Genomic DNA, 17,108 nt, shown 5'->3' with positions numbered 1-17,108 from the left:
CAGTATTAGTAAGGTTTGCTACGGTGTTATTAATTAAATTTATTCCCGTTTCAGTCTAACTTTCGGTGTTATCGGAAAAGATTGATTCAGAAATTTCGGCAGTAGAGCTTGTTATTGTGTTATTAATCGGATTAGCTGCTATTTCAGATAAGTCTTTTGTTATGAGTTCTAATAAGTTTTCTATTGTGTTAGTACCTTGAGTAGTGCTAGATATCGGGTTAGATATTAAATCCTTTATTTCTGAAGAAATTCCATTCAAATTATTTCCTTTAAGTACCTCAAATATTTTGCATCCTTTACTATAACCTATAGTAATAGGGTTATTAGTTGCTGCAGTATTAAGTATATACTCAATAGTAGGGTTTTAAATTTTAGTATAATTTTGTGGATCAAAATAATAACGAAAATTTCCTTGACATATTTTCATCAATGCTTCCTCATACATAAAAGTATTATCACCTTGTTTTTTTTTAATATATAATCTCGTATATCGTCTCCATTATCATTAACTGCAGTAATAATAGCCCCTCGTCTATAGTTAGTTAACGCTTTCTTTATTTTGAAAAACCCTCTAAATATTAGGTTCATGATATCGTTATTTAATAATTCAATTCTTTTGCTATACTCCATCGCTGCCATATTGTTTTTAGGACAATTTGATACAATTAAATTTTTTGTAGTAGGATCTATATAATAATTTTCTCCGTTATATCCTATTTGAAGCATATTATATTCTTGATCTTCAATTGTTGCTCTTGCTGTTGTAGTAATTCTTGCCACAGTGGTTAAAAATGAAGTTAATTGATGTATCATTTTGCTATTCCTTTGGATTTTTAAAATTGAAGGGCATAATCAGCAGTACTTATTTGATAGTCAAGAAATTATTAACAAAAATTAATAATTAATATATAATCATTGCAATTAGGTGAAATTATATAAATTTCAATATCACTTGAAGTATCTAAAGAAATGTTATAAAGTCAAAAAGTTCATAGAAATTTAAGGGTATTATGCAAGTAGTAAAAGCTTTAGAACAAATTTTAGCAGATAGCTATGCTTTATATTTTAAAACACAAAATTATCATTGGAATGTAGAAGGAGCAGAGTTTAGAAGTCTACATTTATTATTTGAGGGGCAGTATGAAGATTTAGCTGAAAGTTTAGATGAGCTTGCTGAAAGAATAAGAAGTTTAAATGCTAAAGTTCCCGCATTATCAGATTTAATAAAACTTGCATCTATAGATGAGGCAAATCTAAACGCAACGGCAAATGAAATGCTGAAAAGTCTAACAAAAGATCAAGATATTATTAGAGATACATTATATAAGGGACTCAAAGTAGCACAAGCAGAGGGCGATGAGGGTACAGCCGATATGATTATTGGACGAATTAAGGTGCATGAAAAGAATAGATGGATGCTGAAGAGTAGTATACTCTAGTGTCATTTCCATTTTCGTCATTGCAAGCGACTGAAAGGAGCGTAGCAATCTCAGGAGATAGTGTATGATTCCTGAGATTGCTGCGTCGATGCTGTGCATCTCCTCGCAATGACGTTAATGTGCATAACAAACTAACAAAATAAAAATAAAATGGAACAATATGATGTAGCCGTTATAGGCGGTGGTCCAGGTGGATATGTTGCAGCAATTAGAGCAGCACAATTAAAGAAAAAAGTTGTATTAATAGAAAAAGAGCATTTAGGTGGGGTATGTCTTAATTGGGGGTGTATACCGACTAAATCCCTGCTTAAATCTGCTGAGGTTTTTGAATATATAAAACATGCTAAAGATTATGGAATTGATGCTAAAGGTGCTGAAATCAACATTAAGAAAATAGTCGAACGCTCAAGAGAGATTTCAAATAAGCTTGCAGGCGGTGTTAAGTTACTACTGAAAAAAAACAAAGTGACCGTGATAGACGGAGTAGCAAGTCTTGCAGAAAATAAGGTAATAAATATAAATGATAAACCTACAGTAAAAGCAGGAAATATTATTATAGCTACCGGCGCAAGATCTAGGGTTTTAAAAGGCTTTAAGCCTGACGGTAAACAAATTTGGACTTCTAAAGAAGCTATGATACCGCAGCATGTGCCGAAATCTATGATTATTGTCGGCTCAGGTGCAATCGGTATAGAATTCGCTTCGTTTTATAATAGTATTGGTGTGGATATTACCGTAATTGAGGCACATAATAGAATATTGCCTGCTGAAGATATGGAAATTAGCGGAATCGCTCATAAGAACTTTGAGAAGAAAGGTATAAAAATTATTACAAATGCTAAGTTAATTAAGCAAACAAAATCAAAAGATAAGATAGAAGTTGAGTTAGAGTTAGCAGATAAAACACAAAAATTACAAGCTGAAATTTTACTTATGGCAGTAGGTATTACAGCTAATACAGAAAATTTAGGTCTTGAGAAAACAAAAATTAAAGTAGAAAACGGCTATATAACTACTAACGGGTTAATGCAAACTGCGGCATCAGGAATTTATGCTATAGGCGATGTAGCAGGAGTGCCTTGTTTAGCTCATAAAGCAAGCCATGAAGGTATTATTGCAGCGGAAAGCATAGCGGGCTTAAAACCGCATACTATTAATAAACATAATATTCCTGGTTGCACTTATTCTTCGCCGCAAATAGCAAGCGTCGGTTTGACTGAAGAAGCAGCAACAACCTTAGGTTATGAACTTAAAATAGGCAGATTTCCTTTTATAGCTAACGGTAAGGCTTTAGTAAGCGGTGATAGCGATGGCTTAATTAAAACTATATTTGATGCTAAGACGGGTGAGTTGCTTGGAGCTCATATGATAGGTTCAGAAGTTACGGAATTAATACAAGGATATGTGATTTCAAAAAATTTAGAAGGAACGGAGTTGGATTTAATTAACACTATCTTCCCGCATCCGACTTTATCGGAAATGATGCATGAATCAGTATTCTCTGCTTATGATAGGGCAATACATATATAATACTCGATGAACTTCAAAAATTGGCTACGTCGTCTTATAAGAGCTGTGGTGCTCACGTATTAAGTATATGCTCCGCTCCTTGCCTTATAGACTCCTTGCTCTTGTTGAAGTTGATCTTCGTATATACGTTTCATTTTACTTCGGAGATATAAATTAAGAAAATGAACAAAGGTAATTTAATCAAGAATTATGCAGTAGCGTTATTAAATAACGCTATGGTTGATAATATACAAGATAAGATCTTTGAAGAAATTACTTCTATAAACCGTATAATTACCGATAATTTTGATATTAGAGAGTTCCTATTTTCTCCTATAGTAAATAAGAACGACAAAATTAACGCAGTCAATTTATTAGCAAAAAATATCAAAATTAGCACAATAGTACAAAATTTTTTATTGTTATTGGTAAAAAATTCTCGTACTGCTATTTTATCTAATATAGTAAATGCTTATAATACTTTACTATATGAAAGTAAAAACATAAAGATAGTTCAGGTTATTTCTGCAAATAAATTACAACCTAAAGAGCAGGAGTGGATTAAATCTCGTATAGAAAAAGAATTAAATCAAAAAACAGAAATATTATTTGATATAGATAATACTATTATTGGCGGTATTGTAATTAAATATGATAGTATGTTGCAAGATTACTCAATAAAAGGTAGTTTAGAGAAAATAAAGAAAGCTTTAAAGACAGTTAATATTGCTGTATAGATATTTATATAGTCATTGCGAGGAAATTACGAAGTAATTGACAAAGCAATCTCAGGATATTTTATAAGATTGCCACGAGGCCTACGGCTGCTCGCAATGACGACTTGGTATCCACACGGGCAATGCTCGTTCGCAATGACAAGAAAATTAGGAGACATAAACCACATGAAACTAAAGCCTATTGAAGTAGCTGAAATATTACAAAAGGAAATAGCTAATATTAATTGCTTAAGTGAGCTTGAGGAAGTAGGGCAGGTAATAACCGTCGGTGACGGTATAGCCCAAATTTACGGTCTTGCTAATGTAAAATCCGGTGAAGTAGTAGAATTTAAATCCGGTGTTAAGGGCCTTGTTTTAAACTTGGAAAACGATAGTGTCGGTGCTGTAATTATGGGGGATGATAACCAAGTACAGCAAGGTGATAATGTCAAAAGAACTAAAGCAGTTTTAGAAGTACCGGTAGGAAAAGCTTTGCTTGGTCGTGTTGTTGATGCTCTAGGTAATCCTATTGACGGCAAAGGCGATATTGCAAGTAAAGAGTACAGACATATCGAGATGAAGGCTCCGGGGATAATAGAAAGAACGAGCGTGAGTGAACCCGTACAAACCGGAATAAAGGCTATAGATTCGTTAATCCCAATAGGTAGAGGACAAAGAGAGTTAATAATCGGTGATAGGCAAACTGGAAAAACGGCTATAGCCGTTGATACTATTATTAATCAAAAACAAGCTCATTCACTTACTAATGAAAGTGATAAAATTTATTGTATTTATGTAGCTATTGGGCAGAAAAGATCAAGTGTTGCACAAATAGTAAAAAAACTAGAAGATGCCGGAGCCATGGACTATACACTTATTGTTTCGGCTACTGCTTCGGAAGCTGCAGCTCTTCAATTCATTGCCCCTTATTCTGCCTGTAGTATGGGCGAATATTTTCGTGATAACGGCATGCACGCACTTATTATTTATGATGATTTAAGTAAGCATGCCGTTGCATATAGACAAATCTCATTATTACTTAGAAGACCTCCCGGGCGAGAAGCCTATCCCGGCGACGTGTTCTACCTGCATTCAAGGTTGCTTGAGCGTGCTGCTAAAATGTCAGAGGAAAAAGGCAGCGGTTCACTTACTGCTCTTCCTATAATCGAAACGCAGGCAGGTGACGTATCCGCATATATCCCAACAAATGTTATTTCGATTACCGACGGTCAAATTTTCTTAGAAAGTGAGCTATTTTATAAAGGCGTAAGACCTGCCGTTAATGTCGGTATTTCGGTAAGTCGTGTTGGTTCTGCAGCACAAATAAAGGCTATGAAGCAGGTAGCAGGTTCGGTAAAGCTAGAGCTTGCTCAATTTAGAGAGCTTGAGTCTTTCTCGCAATTTGGATCAGATTTAGACTCTGCCACTAAAGCACAAATCGATCACGGTAAAAGATTAGTTGAGATATTAAAACAAGCTCAATATCATCCTTTTCCGGTAGAAGAACAAATAGTAAGTATTTATGTCGGAACTAAGAAATATTTAAATGATGTCCCGCTTCAGAAAGTAAAAGAATTTGAAGATAAAATGCTTACGGAGATAAGGTTAAATAAAAAAGATATTTTGGAATCAATAAAAAACGAGCAACGTATAACCGAAGAAACCGAGCAGAAACTGAAAGCATTTTTAGAAAATTTCGTTAAGGAATTTGTTAAATAAGATGATGTTGTTTTTGTGTGGATACTAAATCGTCATTGCGAGTGACTGAAAGGAGCGTGGTAATCTCAGGATATTTGACGAGATTGCAACAAAGCTTCGTTCCTCGCAATGACATAAAAATACTAAATAAATATGTCAAATTTAAAGCAGTTAAGAACTAGAATTAAAAGCGTTAAATCTACACAAAAGATTACTAAAGCAATGCAACTAGTATCAGCTTCTAAAATGGCAAAAATAAAGAGTCAAATAGCCAATTCAAATTTTTATATTGAGGCTGTTAGTAAAATGATGTCTGCTATATTATCAATTGATATGTATGAGTTATCTATAGAAGAGCAGAAATTTTTTAATACCGTGCCGAATAAAGCAAATTTATTGATAGTTATGACATCACAGCGTGGTTTATGCGGAACGTTTAATTACAGTATAATTAAGCAAGTTAAGAATGATATTAAAGAGTTAGAAAATAAAGGCGAACAAATAAAACTTATCATTATTGGAAAAAAAGGTTACGAAGCACTAAAAAGGCAATATGTAAATTATATTGATAGTTATTTTGAGTTACCCAAAATTCATGATGAAAATCTGATGCTACAAGTAAAACAAAAAATTATGTCGGCAGTAGAAAATCTAGAAATTAGTAATTGTGTTATATATTTTAATAAATTTAAGAACGCAATGACTCAAATTATGACTAGACAACAGATTTTACCAGTAGCAAAATATCAGGATGATTCTATGATAGATAATCCTATAGTTAATTTAGTCGGATTCGGATACAAGGAACGAGGAGTGAAGCCTATAAATAATAGGAGAGCGACGAGTGACATAGTAGGCGAGTCCAAATCAATTGACTATAATTATGAATATGAGGGAGCAAGTCTCATTTCTAATCTAATTAATTTATATGTGAATTCCCAAATAAATTATGCTTTACTACAAAGTAGAGCAAGTGAGGAGGGAGCTAGAATGACCGCTATGGAAAATGCAACAAATAATGCTAATGATTTAATAAGCAAGTTAGTTTTAAAGCTAAATAGATCAAGACAGGCTATTATTACTACGGAATTAATAGAGATTATAGCCGGTTCAGAAGCGGTTTAGATATACTCGTTTAATTTGAAAAATTGGCGTCGTTGTTTCATATTTTTTGATCCTCACGTACTAGTATATACGCTGTCAAAAAATATGAAACGCCTTGCTCTTTTCCACATTAAACTGCGTCTATCTGTTCTTCATTTTATTTGTATTATATTTTTTAACAAAAGAAAAAATCATGACAAAAAATATTGGAAAAATTACTCAGATTATTTCAGCGGTGGTGGATGTAAAATTTACGAATAACGGTGAGTTACCGGAAATTTTAAATGCTCTAGAGTGTTATAACGATAAACACAGGATAGTCCTGGAAGTAGCACAACATATAGGTGATGATACAGTGCGTTGTATTGCTATGGATTCTATGGAAGGGTTAGTGCGGGGCGTAGAAGTAATAGATACAGGTAGTCCTATTCGTATTCCTGTAGGTACTGAGACGCTTGGGCGTATTATGAATGTTGTAGGTGAGCCGATTGACGGTAAAGGAGACATTAAAAGCTCAAATATTTCTTCTATATATAAGCCTGCTCCTGATTTTACCAATCAGTCAACCGAGCGTAATATATTAGTAACTGGTATTAAAGTTATTGATTTACTTGCTCCTTATACTAAAGGCGGTAAAATAGGACTATTCGGTGGTGCAGGAGTCGGTAAAACCGTGCTTATAATGGAGCTTATTAATAACGTAGCTAAAGCACACGGCGGTTATACGGTATTTGCAGGAGTTGGTGAGAGAACTAGAGAAGGTAATGATCTTTACCATGAAATGATTGACTCGGGTGTTATTAACCTTGCAGAGCCTGAAAAGTCAAAAGTAGCTTTAGTTTATGGACAAATGAACGAGCCGCCGGGAGCAAGGGCAAGAGTTGCGTTAAGTGGTCTGACCATTGCAGAGAGTTTTAGAGATATGAATGAAGGGCAAGATGTTTTGTTTTTTGTAGATAATATTTTCCGTTTTACTCAAGCAGGTTCTGAAGTATCAGCGTTACTCGGTAGGATTCCGTCAGCGGTAGGGTATCAGCCTACTCTTGCAACCGATATGGGTGAGCTACAAGAGCGTATCACCTCTACTAAGTATGGCTCAATAACTTCCGTGCAGGCTATATATGTACCGGCGGATGATTTAACTGATCCTGCTCCTGCTACTTCTTTTGCACATTTAGATGCTACAACGGTACTTAGCCGTCAGATAGCTGAGTTTGGGATTTATCCGGCGGTTGATCCGTTAGATAGTAATTCGCAGGTACTTGATCCGATGATTGTCGGTGAAGAACATTATAGTGTAGCAAGACAAGTGCAGCAGGTTTTACAAACTTATAAATCGTTGCAGGATATTATCACTATTTTAGGTATGGATGAGCTATCCGAAGAAGATAAACTAACCGTGGCACGTGCTAGAAAAATACAGCGTTTCTTATCGCAGCCTTTCCATGTCGCTGAAGTATTTACCGGAGCTGCAGGCAAATTTGTTAATCTAGCCGATACTATTGCAGGTTTTAAAGGACTTGTAGAGGGTAAATACGATGATTTACCGGAAGCTGCTTTTTATATGGTCGGAACTATAGACGAGGCTATAGAGAAGGCGCAGACGTTGAAGTGACGTTGATGTCATTCCCGCGTAGGCGGGAATGACGTAGTAATTTTACTATATTATTCTATGAACGCAACAATTCTAGTCAAAATAATTACTCCTTTAAGTATTGCATTGGAAAAGCAAGCTAAAATGGTAACAATGTCGGGTGAGGAGGGTATGTTTGGAGTGCTGCCGAGTCACGTTCCGATGATTGTTAGTTTAAAAGCCGGTTTAGTGCAAGTTTATATAGATGATATGCATAAATCCGAAAACACTTATCTTATTTCCAGCGGTGTAACCGAAGTAACGGCAAATTATATTAATATAGCTACGGAAACGGCTATTAACGTTACGAATTTCAGTGAAGCGGAAATAGCAACTAAGCTTCTCGATCTTCAAAAAACTTTATCAGATCAACATTAATTTGTTTGAAAAATCTACGTTTTGGGATAAGGTTATTTTAATGTCATTACAAGGCTTTTTTCCGTCATTGCGAGGAGCGAGAAGCGACGCGGCAATCTTGTCAAACTTCCTGAGATTGCCATGCAGTTCTACGGCTGCTCGCAATGACGATGTTTATTCCACATAATCAAGTGAGAAACAAATGTCAAAAGTACATAATTCAGAATATATACAAGAGTTATCAGTCGATAATACTTCATACAAAATTTACGATATAAATAAAGCGGCAAGCGATATAGATCTTCCCTTAAAAAAGCTTCCATATAGTTTAAGAGTATTATTTGAGAATGTATTACGTTCTAATGGTTCAAAGCAAAGCTTACTTGTATTTAAAGAATGGCTAAAAACTAAAAAATCTGATGCGGAAATAGATTTTATGCCGGCAAGAGTTTTGATGCAGGACTTTACCGGTGTGCCTGCTATTGTAGATTTGGCGGCTATGCGTGATGCGATGAAGAAAATAGGAGGTGATCCGTTAAAAATTAACCCGCTTATTCCTGTTGATTTGGTAATAGACCATTCCGTAAGCGTTGATTCTTATGCAGCTAAGGATTCATTCAATAAAAATGTTCACATGGAAATGAAACGTAATATAGAGCGTTATGCATTTCTTAAATGGGGGCAGCAAGCATTTAATAATTTTAAAGTAGTGCCGCCGGGTACGGGTATTTGTCATCAGGTAAATTTAGAATATTTAGCAAAAGTCGTGTGGCATAAAGACGGCACCCTTTATCCTGATAGTTTAGTTGGAACGGATAGCCATACAACTATGGTAAACGGTTTATCGGTGCTTGGTTGGGGAGTCGGCGGAATAGAGGCAGAAGCTGCCATGTTAGGTCAACCTCTTACTATGATTCTGCCGGAGGTAATTGGGGTAAAACTAACAGGAAAATTAACAAGTATAGCTACCGCAACCGATTTAGTTTTAACCGTTACCGAGATGTTGCGGAAAAAGAAAGTAGTAGGTAAATTTGTCGAGTTTTTCGGTGAGGGTCTTAAAAACCTAAAGATTGCCGATCGTGCTACTATTTCTAATATGTCGCCTGAATACGGTGCTACTTGCGGTTTTTTCCCGATTGATCAAGAAACTATAAAATATCTAGAGCTAACAGGTAGAGAAAAAACGCAAATCAGATTAGTAGAGCAATACGCAACCGAGCAGAATCTTTGGTATGATTTTGAACATGCGGTAGAATATACTGAGGTTTTAGAGCTAGATTTATCTATGGTACATAGTTCACTTGCCGGTCCAAAACGTCCGCAAGATCGAGTAAACTTAAATGATGTAGCAAGTAATTTTAAATATGAATTACCGAATTTTGCTTTAGACAATAAAGACATTGATAAAAAATATGCCGTAGCAAATCAGAATTACGAAATTGGTAACGGCGATGTGGTAATTGCAGCAATTACTAGCTGTACTAATACTTCTAATCCTTCGGTTATGATTGGTGCAGCACTTCTTGCTAAAAAAGCACTAGAACACGGGTTAAAGGTAAAACCTTGGGTTAAAACTTCTCTTGCTCCTGGTTCAAAAGTCGTAACGGAATATTTGAAGCTTAGTGGTCTTGATAAATATTTAGATGAATTAGGGTTTAATCTAGTAGGTTACGGCTGCACTACTTGCATCGGTAATTCCGGACCTCTAAATCCAGAAATAGAGGAAACTATTAACAAAAATGGGCTAGTTGTTGCTTCTGTTTTATCTGGTAATAGGAATTTTGAAGGGCGCATTAATCTGCTTACTAAAGCAAGCTATCTCGGCTCGCCTATTTTAGTCGTAGCATATGCACTTAGCGGCACTCTTAATATAGATCTAACAAATATGCCCATAGGAGAAAATATTTATTTAAAAGATCTTTGGCCAAGCAAAGAAGAGATAGATGAAGTTATTGCAAATTCAATTAATTCCTATATGTTTATAGAAAAATATTCTGATATATTTAGCGGAACGAAAGAGTGGAAAGATTTACAGGTTACTAATAGTTCTACTTATAACTGGAATAAGAATAGTACCTATATTAATAATCCGCCTTATTTTAAGGATATAGGTAGCAAGAATAATATACAAGATATAAAATCTGCAAAAATTCTAGCAATTTTCGGTGATTCTATTACTACCGATCATATTTCGCCGGCAGGTAGTATTAGTAAAACCAGCCCTGCTGCTAAATATTTAACGGACCATCATATAGAGCCTCTAGATTTCAACTCTTACGGATCACGTAGAGGAAATCATGAAGTAATGATGCGTGGCACATTTGCTAATATTCGTATAAAAAATGAGATGTGTAAAGGTGTAGAAGGCGGGTTTACCATAAACCAGTTAAATGGCACGCAGCAAACTATCTACGATGCAGCTATGGACTACAAAGCTCATGATGTATCGGTAGTGATTTTTGCAGGTAAAGAATATGGCAGCGGCTCATCTAGAGACTGGGCAGCAAAAGGACCTGGGTTGCTTGGTGTAAAGGCAGTGATTGCCGAGAGCTTTGAGCGAATACATCGCTCAAATTTAGTAGGTATGGGTATTTTACCGCTAACTTTTACCGGCAATAATACAAGATTAGATTTAAAGTTAGACGGTTCAGAAACTATTGACATTACAGGCTTAAGCGAGAATATAAGCTCTTATCATCCTGTTAAATGCGTGATAAAAAAACAAACCGGTGCAATAAGAACAATCGATTTAATATTGCAAATATTTACGGATAATGAGATAAATTATATAAAGCACGGCAGTATTATGCATTTTGTGGTAGAGAGTTTGAAGGGGTAGTTTGCTGGTATCGTCATTGCGAGGCAATTGCGTAGCAATTGTACGTACGTAATCTTGGGAGTTTGTTATTATTTTATGAGATTGCCACGCAGCCTACGGCTGCTCGTAATGACAGCTCAGATAGCCATGCAACAACGCCACATGGGAACGACATAAAGAGGTAAAAATATGGACAAGCATCTTAAAGAATATACCGAGAGTGGTAAGAAAAATTTAATAGTGGTATATATATTATATTTATGCGGGATCGTAGCTCCGATATTGCCGTTAATCGGGGTATTTTTTGCATATCTTAACAAAGATAAAGGCGATAACTTTGCAATTAGTCATTACGTGTTTTTATTTCGTACTTTTTGCCTTGGGGTTCTTGGGTGGATTGTATGTTTTATATTTACGTTTATCATGATTGGAGTAGTACTATACGTTATATTCGCTGTTTGGTATATACTTCGTGTTGCCATCGGTTTTAAATATATGATAGAAGACAAAGCATACCCAAACCCTATGACTTATTGGATAAAATAAAAATGATAAAGCTGAACGTAGACGGTTCTGAAATAGAAGTATCAGAAGGTAGCACCGTTTATCAAGCCTGTACACAAGCAGGAAAAGAAATCCCTCATTTTTGTTATCATGAGCGTCTAAAAATTGCTGGTAATTGTCGTATGTGTTTGGTTGAAATGGAAAAATCACCAAAGCCTATAGCTTCTTGTGCTATGCCGGTAAGTAACGGTATGGTTATTCATACCGATACGCCGATGGTAAAAAAAGCACGTGAAGGGGTGATGGAGTTTTTACTGATTAACCATCCTTTAGATTGTCCTATTTGTGATCAGGGCGGAGAGTGTAATTTACAGGATCAGGCTTTCAGATACGGCAAAGGTACTAATAGATTCCACGAAAATAAGAGATCTATTAAAGATAAATATATGGGACCGTTGATTAAAACAGCGATGACTAGGTGTATACAATGCACAAGATGTATTAGATTTGCGAGCGATATAGCGGGAATAGAGGAAATAGGAGCTATTTACCGTGGAGAACACATTGAAGTAACTTCATATTTAGAGCAAACTTTAGATTCCGAAATTTCCGGTAATATGATCGATATTTGTCCCGTCGGTGCTTTGAACTCTAAGCCTTATGCTTTTAAAGCTCGTAAATGGGAGCTAAAACATACCGTTAGCATTGGAGTGCATGATGCCGAAGGCTCTAATATTCGTATTGATAGTAGAGGTGATGAGGTAATGAGGATATTACCTCGTGTTAATGAAGAAATAAATGAAGAGTGGCTTTCGGATAAGAATCGTTTTAGTTATGACGGTTTAAAATATCAGCGCTTGGATCGTCCTTATATCAGAAAAAACGGTAAGTTAGTAGAAGCTAGCTGGAGTGAAGCTTTAAAGACAGTAACGGATAAAATAAAATCCGTAAAACCAGAAAAGATTGCTGCTATTGCTGGTTCTCTCTCTTCTGTTGAAGCAATGTTTATGTTAAAAACATTATTGCAAAAGCTTGGCTCTAATAATTACAGCGTTAATCAGTTTGACTATAAACTAGATGCCATGCAGCGAGGTAATTATTTATTTAATACTACTATTGCAGGGATAGAAAAGGCTGATTTATGTCTGCTAATCGGAGCAAATCCAAGGCAAATAGCTCCAGTATTAAATAGTAGAATAGGTATGCGAGTACGTGCCGACTCACTAAAAGTAGCAAGAATAGGTGGGGGGCATAACCAAACCTATAAAATTCAGGATTTAGGAAGTGATATTAAGATTATTGAGGAGCTAGCCATTGGTACTCATGAGTTTACGAAAGCCTTAAAAGCAGCAAAATATCTGATGATTATAGTAGGTGACGGTGTATATGCAAGAGATGACGGATATGCTATATTGTCGCTTATTCATAAGATAGTGACTGAATATAATATTATGCGTGATGATTGGAAAGGTTTTAATATATTGCATAATCACGCTTCTATAGTTGGTGGTCTTGATATTGGTTTTAATACTCCTATTAAGCTCGAAGAGTTGGAACTCGCTTATTTACTTGGAACGGACGCCATCCCATTTGATAAGCTGAAATCGACTTTTATAATATATCAAGGACATCACGGGGACGCAGGTGCTAGCAGTGCTGATGTAATTTTACCTGCGGCTGCTTATACCGAGCAGAGCGGAATTTACGTAAATTTAGAAGGTAGACCGCAAATAGCAGAAAAAGCAGTATCGCCTGTAGGGGTAGCTAAAGAAGATATAGAAATTATTAAAGAGCTTGCCGGTTATCTAAAAATAGATATCGGAATGGATAATTTGCAAGAAGTAAGAGTAAGACTTGCTAAAGAATATAAGGTATTTGCTAGTATTGATAGAATTATAGAAAATAAATTTAGTAAGTTTAGCTCTAAAGATAAGTTATCAAAAGAGCCTATAACTGCAGAACCTATTAATTATTATATGACTGACGTGATTAGTAAAAATTCGGTCACTATGGCTAAGTGCATTGAGGCTAAGGAAGCAAGAGACGAGGAGGTGGCATGATGAAAAATATGCTATTCTCACCCCGTATGTCATTCCTGCAAAAGCGGGAGTCCAGCTCTTTTTTTGTAAATTATTTTCTGGATTCTCACTTTTGCGGGAATGATATAATAAGAGTACAACCATGCTAGAACTCTTTTTTGAATATATTTTTCCGTTAATTATCATCGCTCTAAAGGTAGTTGCAATTACTATCCCTTTAATATTGTGCGTTGCGTATTTAACATATGCAGAGCGTCGTGTTATTGGATTAATGCAGCTTCGACGAGGACCTAACGTTGTCGGTCCGTTTGGATTACTTCAGCCTATTGCCGATGCGGTTAAGCTCTTATTCAAAGAGCCGATCATTCCAACCAATTCCGATAAAATATTATTTATTTTAGCACCGATGATAACTTTTATATTAAGTTTAATCGGCTGGGCAGTTATACCCTTTGCAAAGGGCGTAGTTCTGGCAGATATTAATGTAGGTGTTTTATATATTCTTGCTATTTCTTCTTTAAGTGTTTACGGCATTATTATTGCTGGCTGGGCTAGTAACTCAAAATATGCTTTTTTAGGAGCTATACGTTCCTCTGCCCAAATGATTTCTTATGAAGTGTCGATGGGGCTGGTTATTATTACCGTGCTACTTACTACAGGCACTCTCAATTTAAGTGAGATCATTGAAGTACAAAGAACAATGCCGTGGTGGATTGATTTAATGCTACTACCTATGGGTGTCGTGTTTTTTATCTCGGTGCTTGCCGAAACAAATAGATTACCTTTTGATTTACCTGAAGCAGAATCGGAGTTAGTTGCTGGCTATAATGTTGAATATTCCTCTATGGGATTTGCTTTATTTTTTCTAGGTGAATATGCTAATATGATATTAGTTAGTGCAATGACTACGACTTTCTTTTTAGGAGGTTACTTGCCGCCCTTTAATATATCGTGGTTAGATTGTATTCCGGGGTTCTTTTGGTTTGTATTTAAGGTCGGATTCTTATTGTTTTGTTTTTTATGGATTAGAGCGACCTTACCAAGATATCGCTATGATCAATTAATGCGACTTGGCTGGAAAGTATTTTTACCTCTAACTTTATTTTGGGTAGTGTTAGTATCAAGTGTGCTTGTTTATACAGATAATTTACCGAGTATTTAGGTGTTATTATCATTGTTGCTTGATCGGTTTACCCGTCATTGCGAGGAAATTACGAAGTAATTGACAAAGCAATCTCAGGGTATTTGATGAGATTGCCACGCAGCCTACGGCTGCTCGCAATGACAACTCGGTATTCATGCGGGTGATGCCCCGCAGAAATACATCGATCTTTAATATATAATTTTTATGATACACTATTTAAAATCGTTTTTTCTATATGAGATAGTAAGGGGGATGGCTTTGACTTTAAAGTATTTCTTTAAGCCCAAAGTTACCATAAATTATCCTTATGAAAAAAGCCCTATTAGTCCAAGATTTAAGGGTGAACATGCCCTGCGTCGCTATGAAAATGGTGAAGAACGCTGCATTGCGTGCAAACTCTGTGAGGCGATTTGTCCGGCACAAGCGATAGTAATTGAAGCGGACGAACGAGAAGACGGCAGCAGGCGTACTACTCGTTATGATATAGATATGACAAAATGCATTTATTGCGGATTATGTCAGGAAGCTTGCCCTGTAGATGCAATAGTTGAAGGTCCTAATTTTGAGTTTGCAAGTCTAACTCATACCGCACTTATTTACGATAAGGAAAGATTACTGCAAAATGGCGATAGATGGGAACAGGCACTCGCTAGTAAACTACGCAAAGATTACGAGTATAGGTAATATACTCGTTTAATTACTCTTCATTTATTCGGAATATATACGTATATTATGCTATTGTGATTCTGTTAATAGGTTCATTTCAAAAAAGTTAAATTAAAAAAATATATCATGAAAATTCGAACCTTGCATTCGAGATTTCATAAACCTTTGTAATTTAATTATTGCTTTTCTTTTTTTTGACGTTTATTCTCTTAATTATAAAAACTAAAAAACTATATTCCTACTGGAATAAGAGGAACTCATAAAATATATAGTACTAATGAGCAATATTTAAAGCTAAAATCATATGATAAGGATTTATATGAACAATTAAAAGCCTCCAAAAGAGCTAGAAGACAATAGTTATAAGAATAATATATAAAGTTACTAAAACACATGCTGTAAGTACAATAATTAATTGTTCAATTTGGATTATAGTTAGCCTTATATTTTTTATTGTACATTGGGAGATTTATAAAAATACGCAAAACAATAATAATTAATCAAGCCGTAATATCTGTGCAGATTTTATAGAGCTTTCTAGATGAGAGGATAGAAGAACAATACCGCCGCTATTTGCTTTCATGACAATTAGATTATTGAGTAAAGCCCTATTTTCTTTGCTTAAGTTAGTTTCAACTTCATCAAGTAGCCATAGGTCAGATTGGCAAGCAATAAGCCTTGCTATGGCTACGATTTTCTGCATTCCGCTAGACAAACTATAGCATTTTTTATCTAATAAGTCGTGTAATTTGAAGTAATGAATAGCAGCATATAGGGTTGCAGCGGAATTATAAATTTCTGACCAAAATTTTAGATTCTCAAAAACAGTCATTTCTGATTTTAGACCTAAATTATGACCGATATAAGTGCAGTAAAGTTTAGCGATATTGTTAATATTACAGTTTCTATAGTAGATATGACCGCTACTCGGTTGCATAATTCCTGCTATCATTCGTAGCAACGAGCTTTTCCCACAACCGTTAGCTCCTTTTATATATGTTATAGAAGAAGGAAGAAAAGTAATATTTAGATCAAATAAGTTTTTAAATTGTAATTGATGAAGTGATAGCATGTCCTTGTTATACCGTAGCTTGACCACGGTATCCATATAAAAGCAATTCAAAATACTAATAATTTTACTAGATATCGTGGTCAAGCCACGGTATTACATCTGTTGCTTTTTAATAAATTTAATTTTCATGATGCTCTTCTGGTGTGGTCCGTTAATTCTGTATTATCTTGTTGATTATTATGACCAATTCCAAGTTTCTCACGAGCATCTCTTCAAGCTTCTTTATGATCTGATGCATCAGGATTTACCACATGACTTATATCTATGCCTGTTACCTTATTAGCTTCTTGACCTAGTTTTTTAGTTGCGTTGTTTAATTCATGGTTTATTTTTTAGGTTCTTTTGCTATTTTTTATATAAATCTCACTTTTAAGTTCTATAATTAAAGTAGCATTTATATTTTTTGTAA

15 protein-coding genes are annotated in these 17,108 nt (G+C 35.3%); 12 read left to right on the top strand and 3 right to left on the bottom strand.

The window, feature by feature from the left end; translation table 11 throughout:
* Positions 1 to 55: 55 nt before the first annotated feature.
* Entirely contained in the window at positions 56 to 259 is a 204-nt protein-coding gene (locus RAF_RS06290; RefSeq protein WP_016728372.1) for a hypothetical protein, read from the bottom strand.
* Positions 260 to 426: 167 nt separating this feature from the next.
* The gene (locus RAF_RS06285; RefSeq protein WP_234943896.1) at positions 427 to 813 is read right to left on the bottom strand and encodes a hypothetical protein; all 387 of its coding nucleotides are present in this window, start codon (positions 811 to 813) and stop codon (positions 427 to 429) included.
* 197 nt (positions 814 to 1,010) lie between these two features.
* Here RAF_RS06285 and RAF_RS06280 point away from each other — a divergent pair, with 197 nt between their 5' ends.
* The 12 genes from RAF_RS06280 to nuoI all read left to right on the top strand — a co-directional run bounded on the left by RAF_RS06280 (position 1,011) and on the right by nuoI (position 15,645).
* The gene (locus RAF_RS06280) at positions 1,011 to 1,439 is read left to right on the top strand and encodes a Dps family protein (RefSeq protein WP_012151348.1); all 429 of its coding nucleotides are present in this window, start codon (positions 1,011 to 1,013) and stop codon (positions 1,437 to 1,439) included.
* 150 nt (positions 1,440 to 1,589) lie between these two features.
* The gene (gene lpdA / locus RAF_RS06275; RefSeq protein ID WP_012720053.1) at positions 1,590 to 2,969 is read left to right on the top strand and encodes a dihydrolipoyl dehydrogenase; all 1,380 of its coding nucleotides are present in this window, start codon (positions 1,590 to 1,592) and stop codon (positions 2,967 to 2,969) included.
* 161 nt (positions 2,970 to 3,130) lie between these two features.
* Positions 3,131 to 3,685, top strand: coding sequence for an ATP synthase F1 subunit delta (gene atpH / locus RAF_RS06270; RefSeq protein ID WP_012720052.1), 555 nt, complete (start codon positions 3,131 to 3,133; stop codon positions 3,683 to 3,685).
* A gap of 165 nt (positions 3,686 to 3,850) precedes the next feature.
* Positions 3,851 to 5,383 carry a F0F1 ATP synthase subunit alpha gene (gene atpA / locus RAF_RS06265; protein ID WP_041471960.1) on the top strand — a complete coding sequence of 511 codons (1,533 nt, stop codon included), beginning with the start codon at positions 3,851 to 3,853 and terminating at the stop codon, positions 5,381 to 5,383.
* A 132-nt stretch (positions 5,384 to 5,515) separates the two neighbouring features.
* Positions 5,516 to 6,487: an ATP synthase F1 subunit gamma gene (atpG, locus tag RAF_RS06260; protein ID WP_012720050.1), complete on the top strand. Its 972-nt coding sequence runs from the start codon at positions 5,516 to 5,518 to the stop codon at positions 6,485 to 6,487.
* A gap of 172 nt (positions 6,488 to 6,659) precedes the next feature.
* On the top strand, positions 6,660 to 8,081 hold the full coding sequence (gene atpD / locus RAF_RS06255; RefSeq protein ID WP_012720049.1) for a F0F1 ATP synthase subunit beta: 1,422 nt from the start codon (positions 6,660 to 6,662) through the stop codon (positions 8,079 to 8,081).
* Between the two features lie 57 nt (positions 8,082 to 8,138).
* Positions 8,139 to 8,477, top strand: a complete 339-nt coding sequence (locus RAF_RS06250) for a F0F1 ATP synthase subunit epsilon (RefSeq protein ID WP_012720048.1) — start codon at positions 8,139 to 8,141, stop codon at positions 8,475 to 8,477.
* A 181-nt stretch (positions 8,478 to 8,658) separates the two neighbouring features.
* Positions 8,659 to 11,295, top strand: coding sequence for an aconitate hydratase AcnA (gene acnA, locus RAF_RS06245; RefSeq protein ID WP_012720047.1), 2,637 nt, complete (start codon positions 8,659 to 8,661; stop codon positions 11,293 to 11,295).
* Positions 11,296 to 11,463: 168 nt separating this feature from the next.
* The gene (locus tag RAF_RS06240; RefSeq protein WP_012720046.1) at positions 11,464 to 11,820 is read left to right on the top strand and encodes a DUF4870 family protein; all 357 of its coding nucleotides are present in this window, start codon (positions 11,464 to 11,466) and stop codon (positions 11,818 to 11,820) included.
* 2 nt (positions 11,821 to 11,822) lie between these two features.
* Positions 11,823 to 13,838 (top strand): NADH-quinone oxidoreductase subunit NuoG, encoded by a 2,016-nt coding sequence (gene nuoG, locus RAF_RS06235; RefSeq protein WP_012720045.1) that lies wholly within the window; start codon positions 11,823 to 11,825, stop codon positions 13,836 to 13,838.
* A gap of 121 nt (positions 13,839 to 13,959) precedes the next feature.
* Positions 13,960 to 14,979 (top strand): NADH-quinone oxidoreductase subunit NuoH, encoded by a 1,020-nt coding sequence (nuoH, locus tag RAF_RS06230; protein WP_012720044.1) that lies wholly within the window; start codon positions 13,960 to 13,962, stop codon positions 14,977 to 14,979.
* 186 nt (positions 14,980 to 15,165) lie between these two features.
* Positions 15,166 to 15,645 (top strand): NADH-quinone oxidoreductase subunit NuoI, encoded by a 480-nt coding sequence (gene nuoI / locus RAF_RS06225; protein ID WP_012720043.1) that lies wholly within the window; start codon positions 15,166 to 15,168, stop codon positions 15,643 to 15,645.
* A gap of 478 nt (positions 15,646 to 16,123) precedes the next feature.
* Here nuoI and ccmA read toward each other — a convergent pair whose 3' ends face one another.
* Positions 16,124 to 16,699, bottom strand: coding sequence for a heme ABC exporter ATP-binding protein CcmA (gene ccmA / locus RAF_RS06220; protein ID WP_016770480.1), 576 nt, complete (start codon positions 16,697 to 16,699; stop codon positions 16,124 to 16,126).
* Positions 16,700 to 17,108 lie beyond the last annotated feature (409 nt).

Origin of the sequence: Rickettsia africae ESF-5, from assembly GCF_000023005.1 — a bacterium.
GTDB classification, from domain to species: Bacteria; Pseudomonadota; Alphaproteobacteria; order Rickettsiales; family Rickettsiaceae; genus Rickettsia; species Rickettsia rickettsii.
This window is presented reverse-complemented; position numbering and strand designations above follow the sequence as displayed.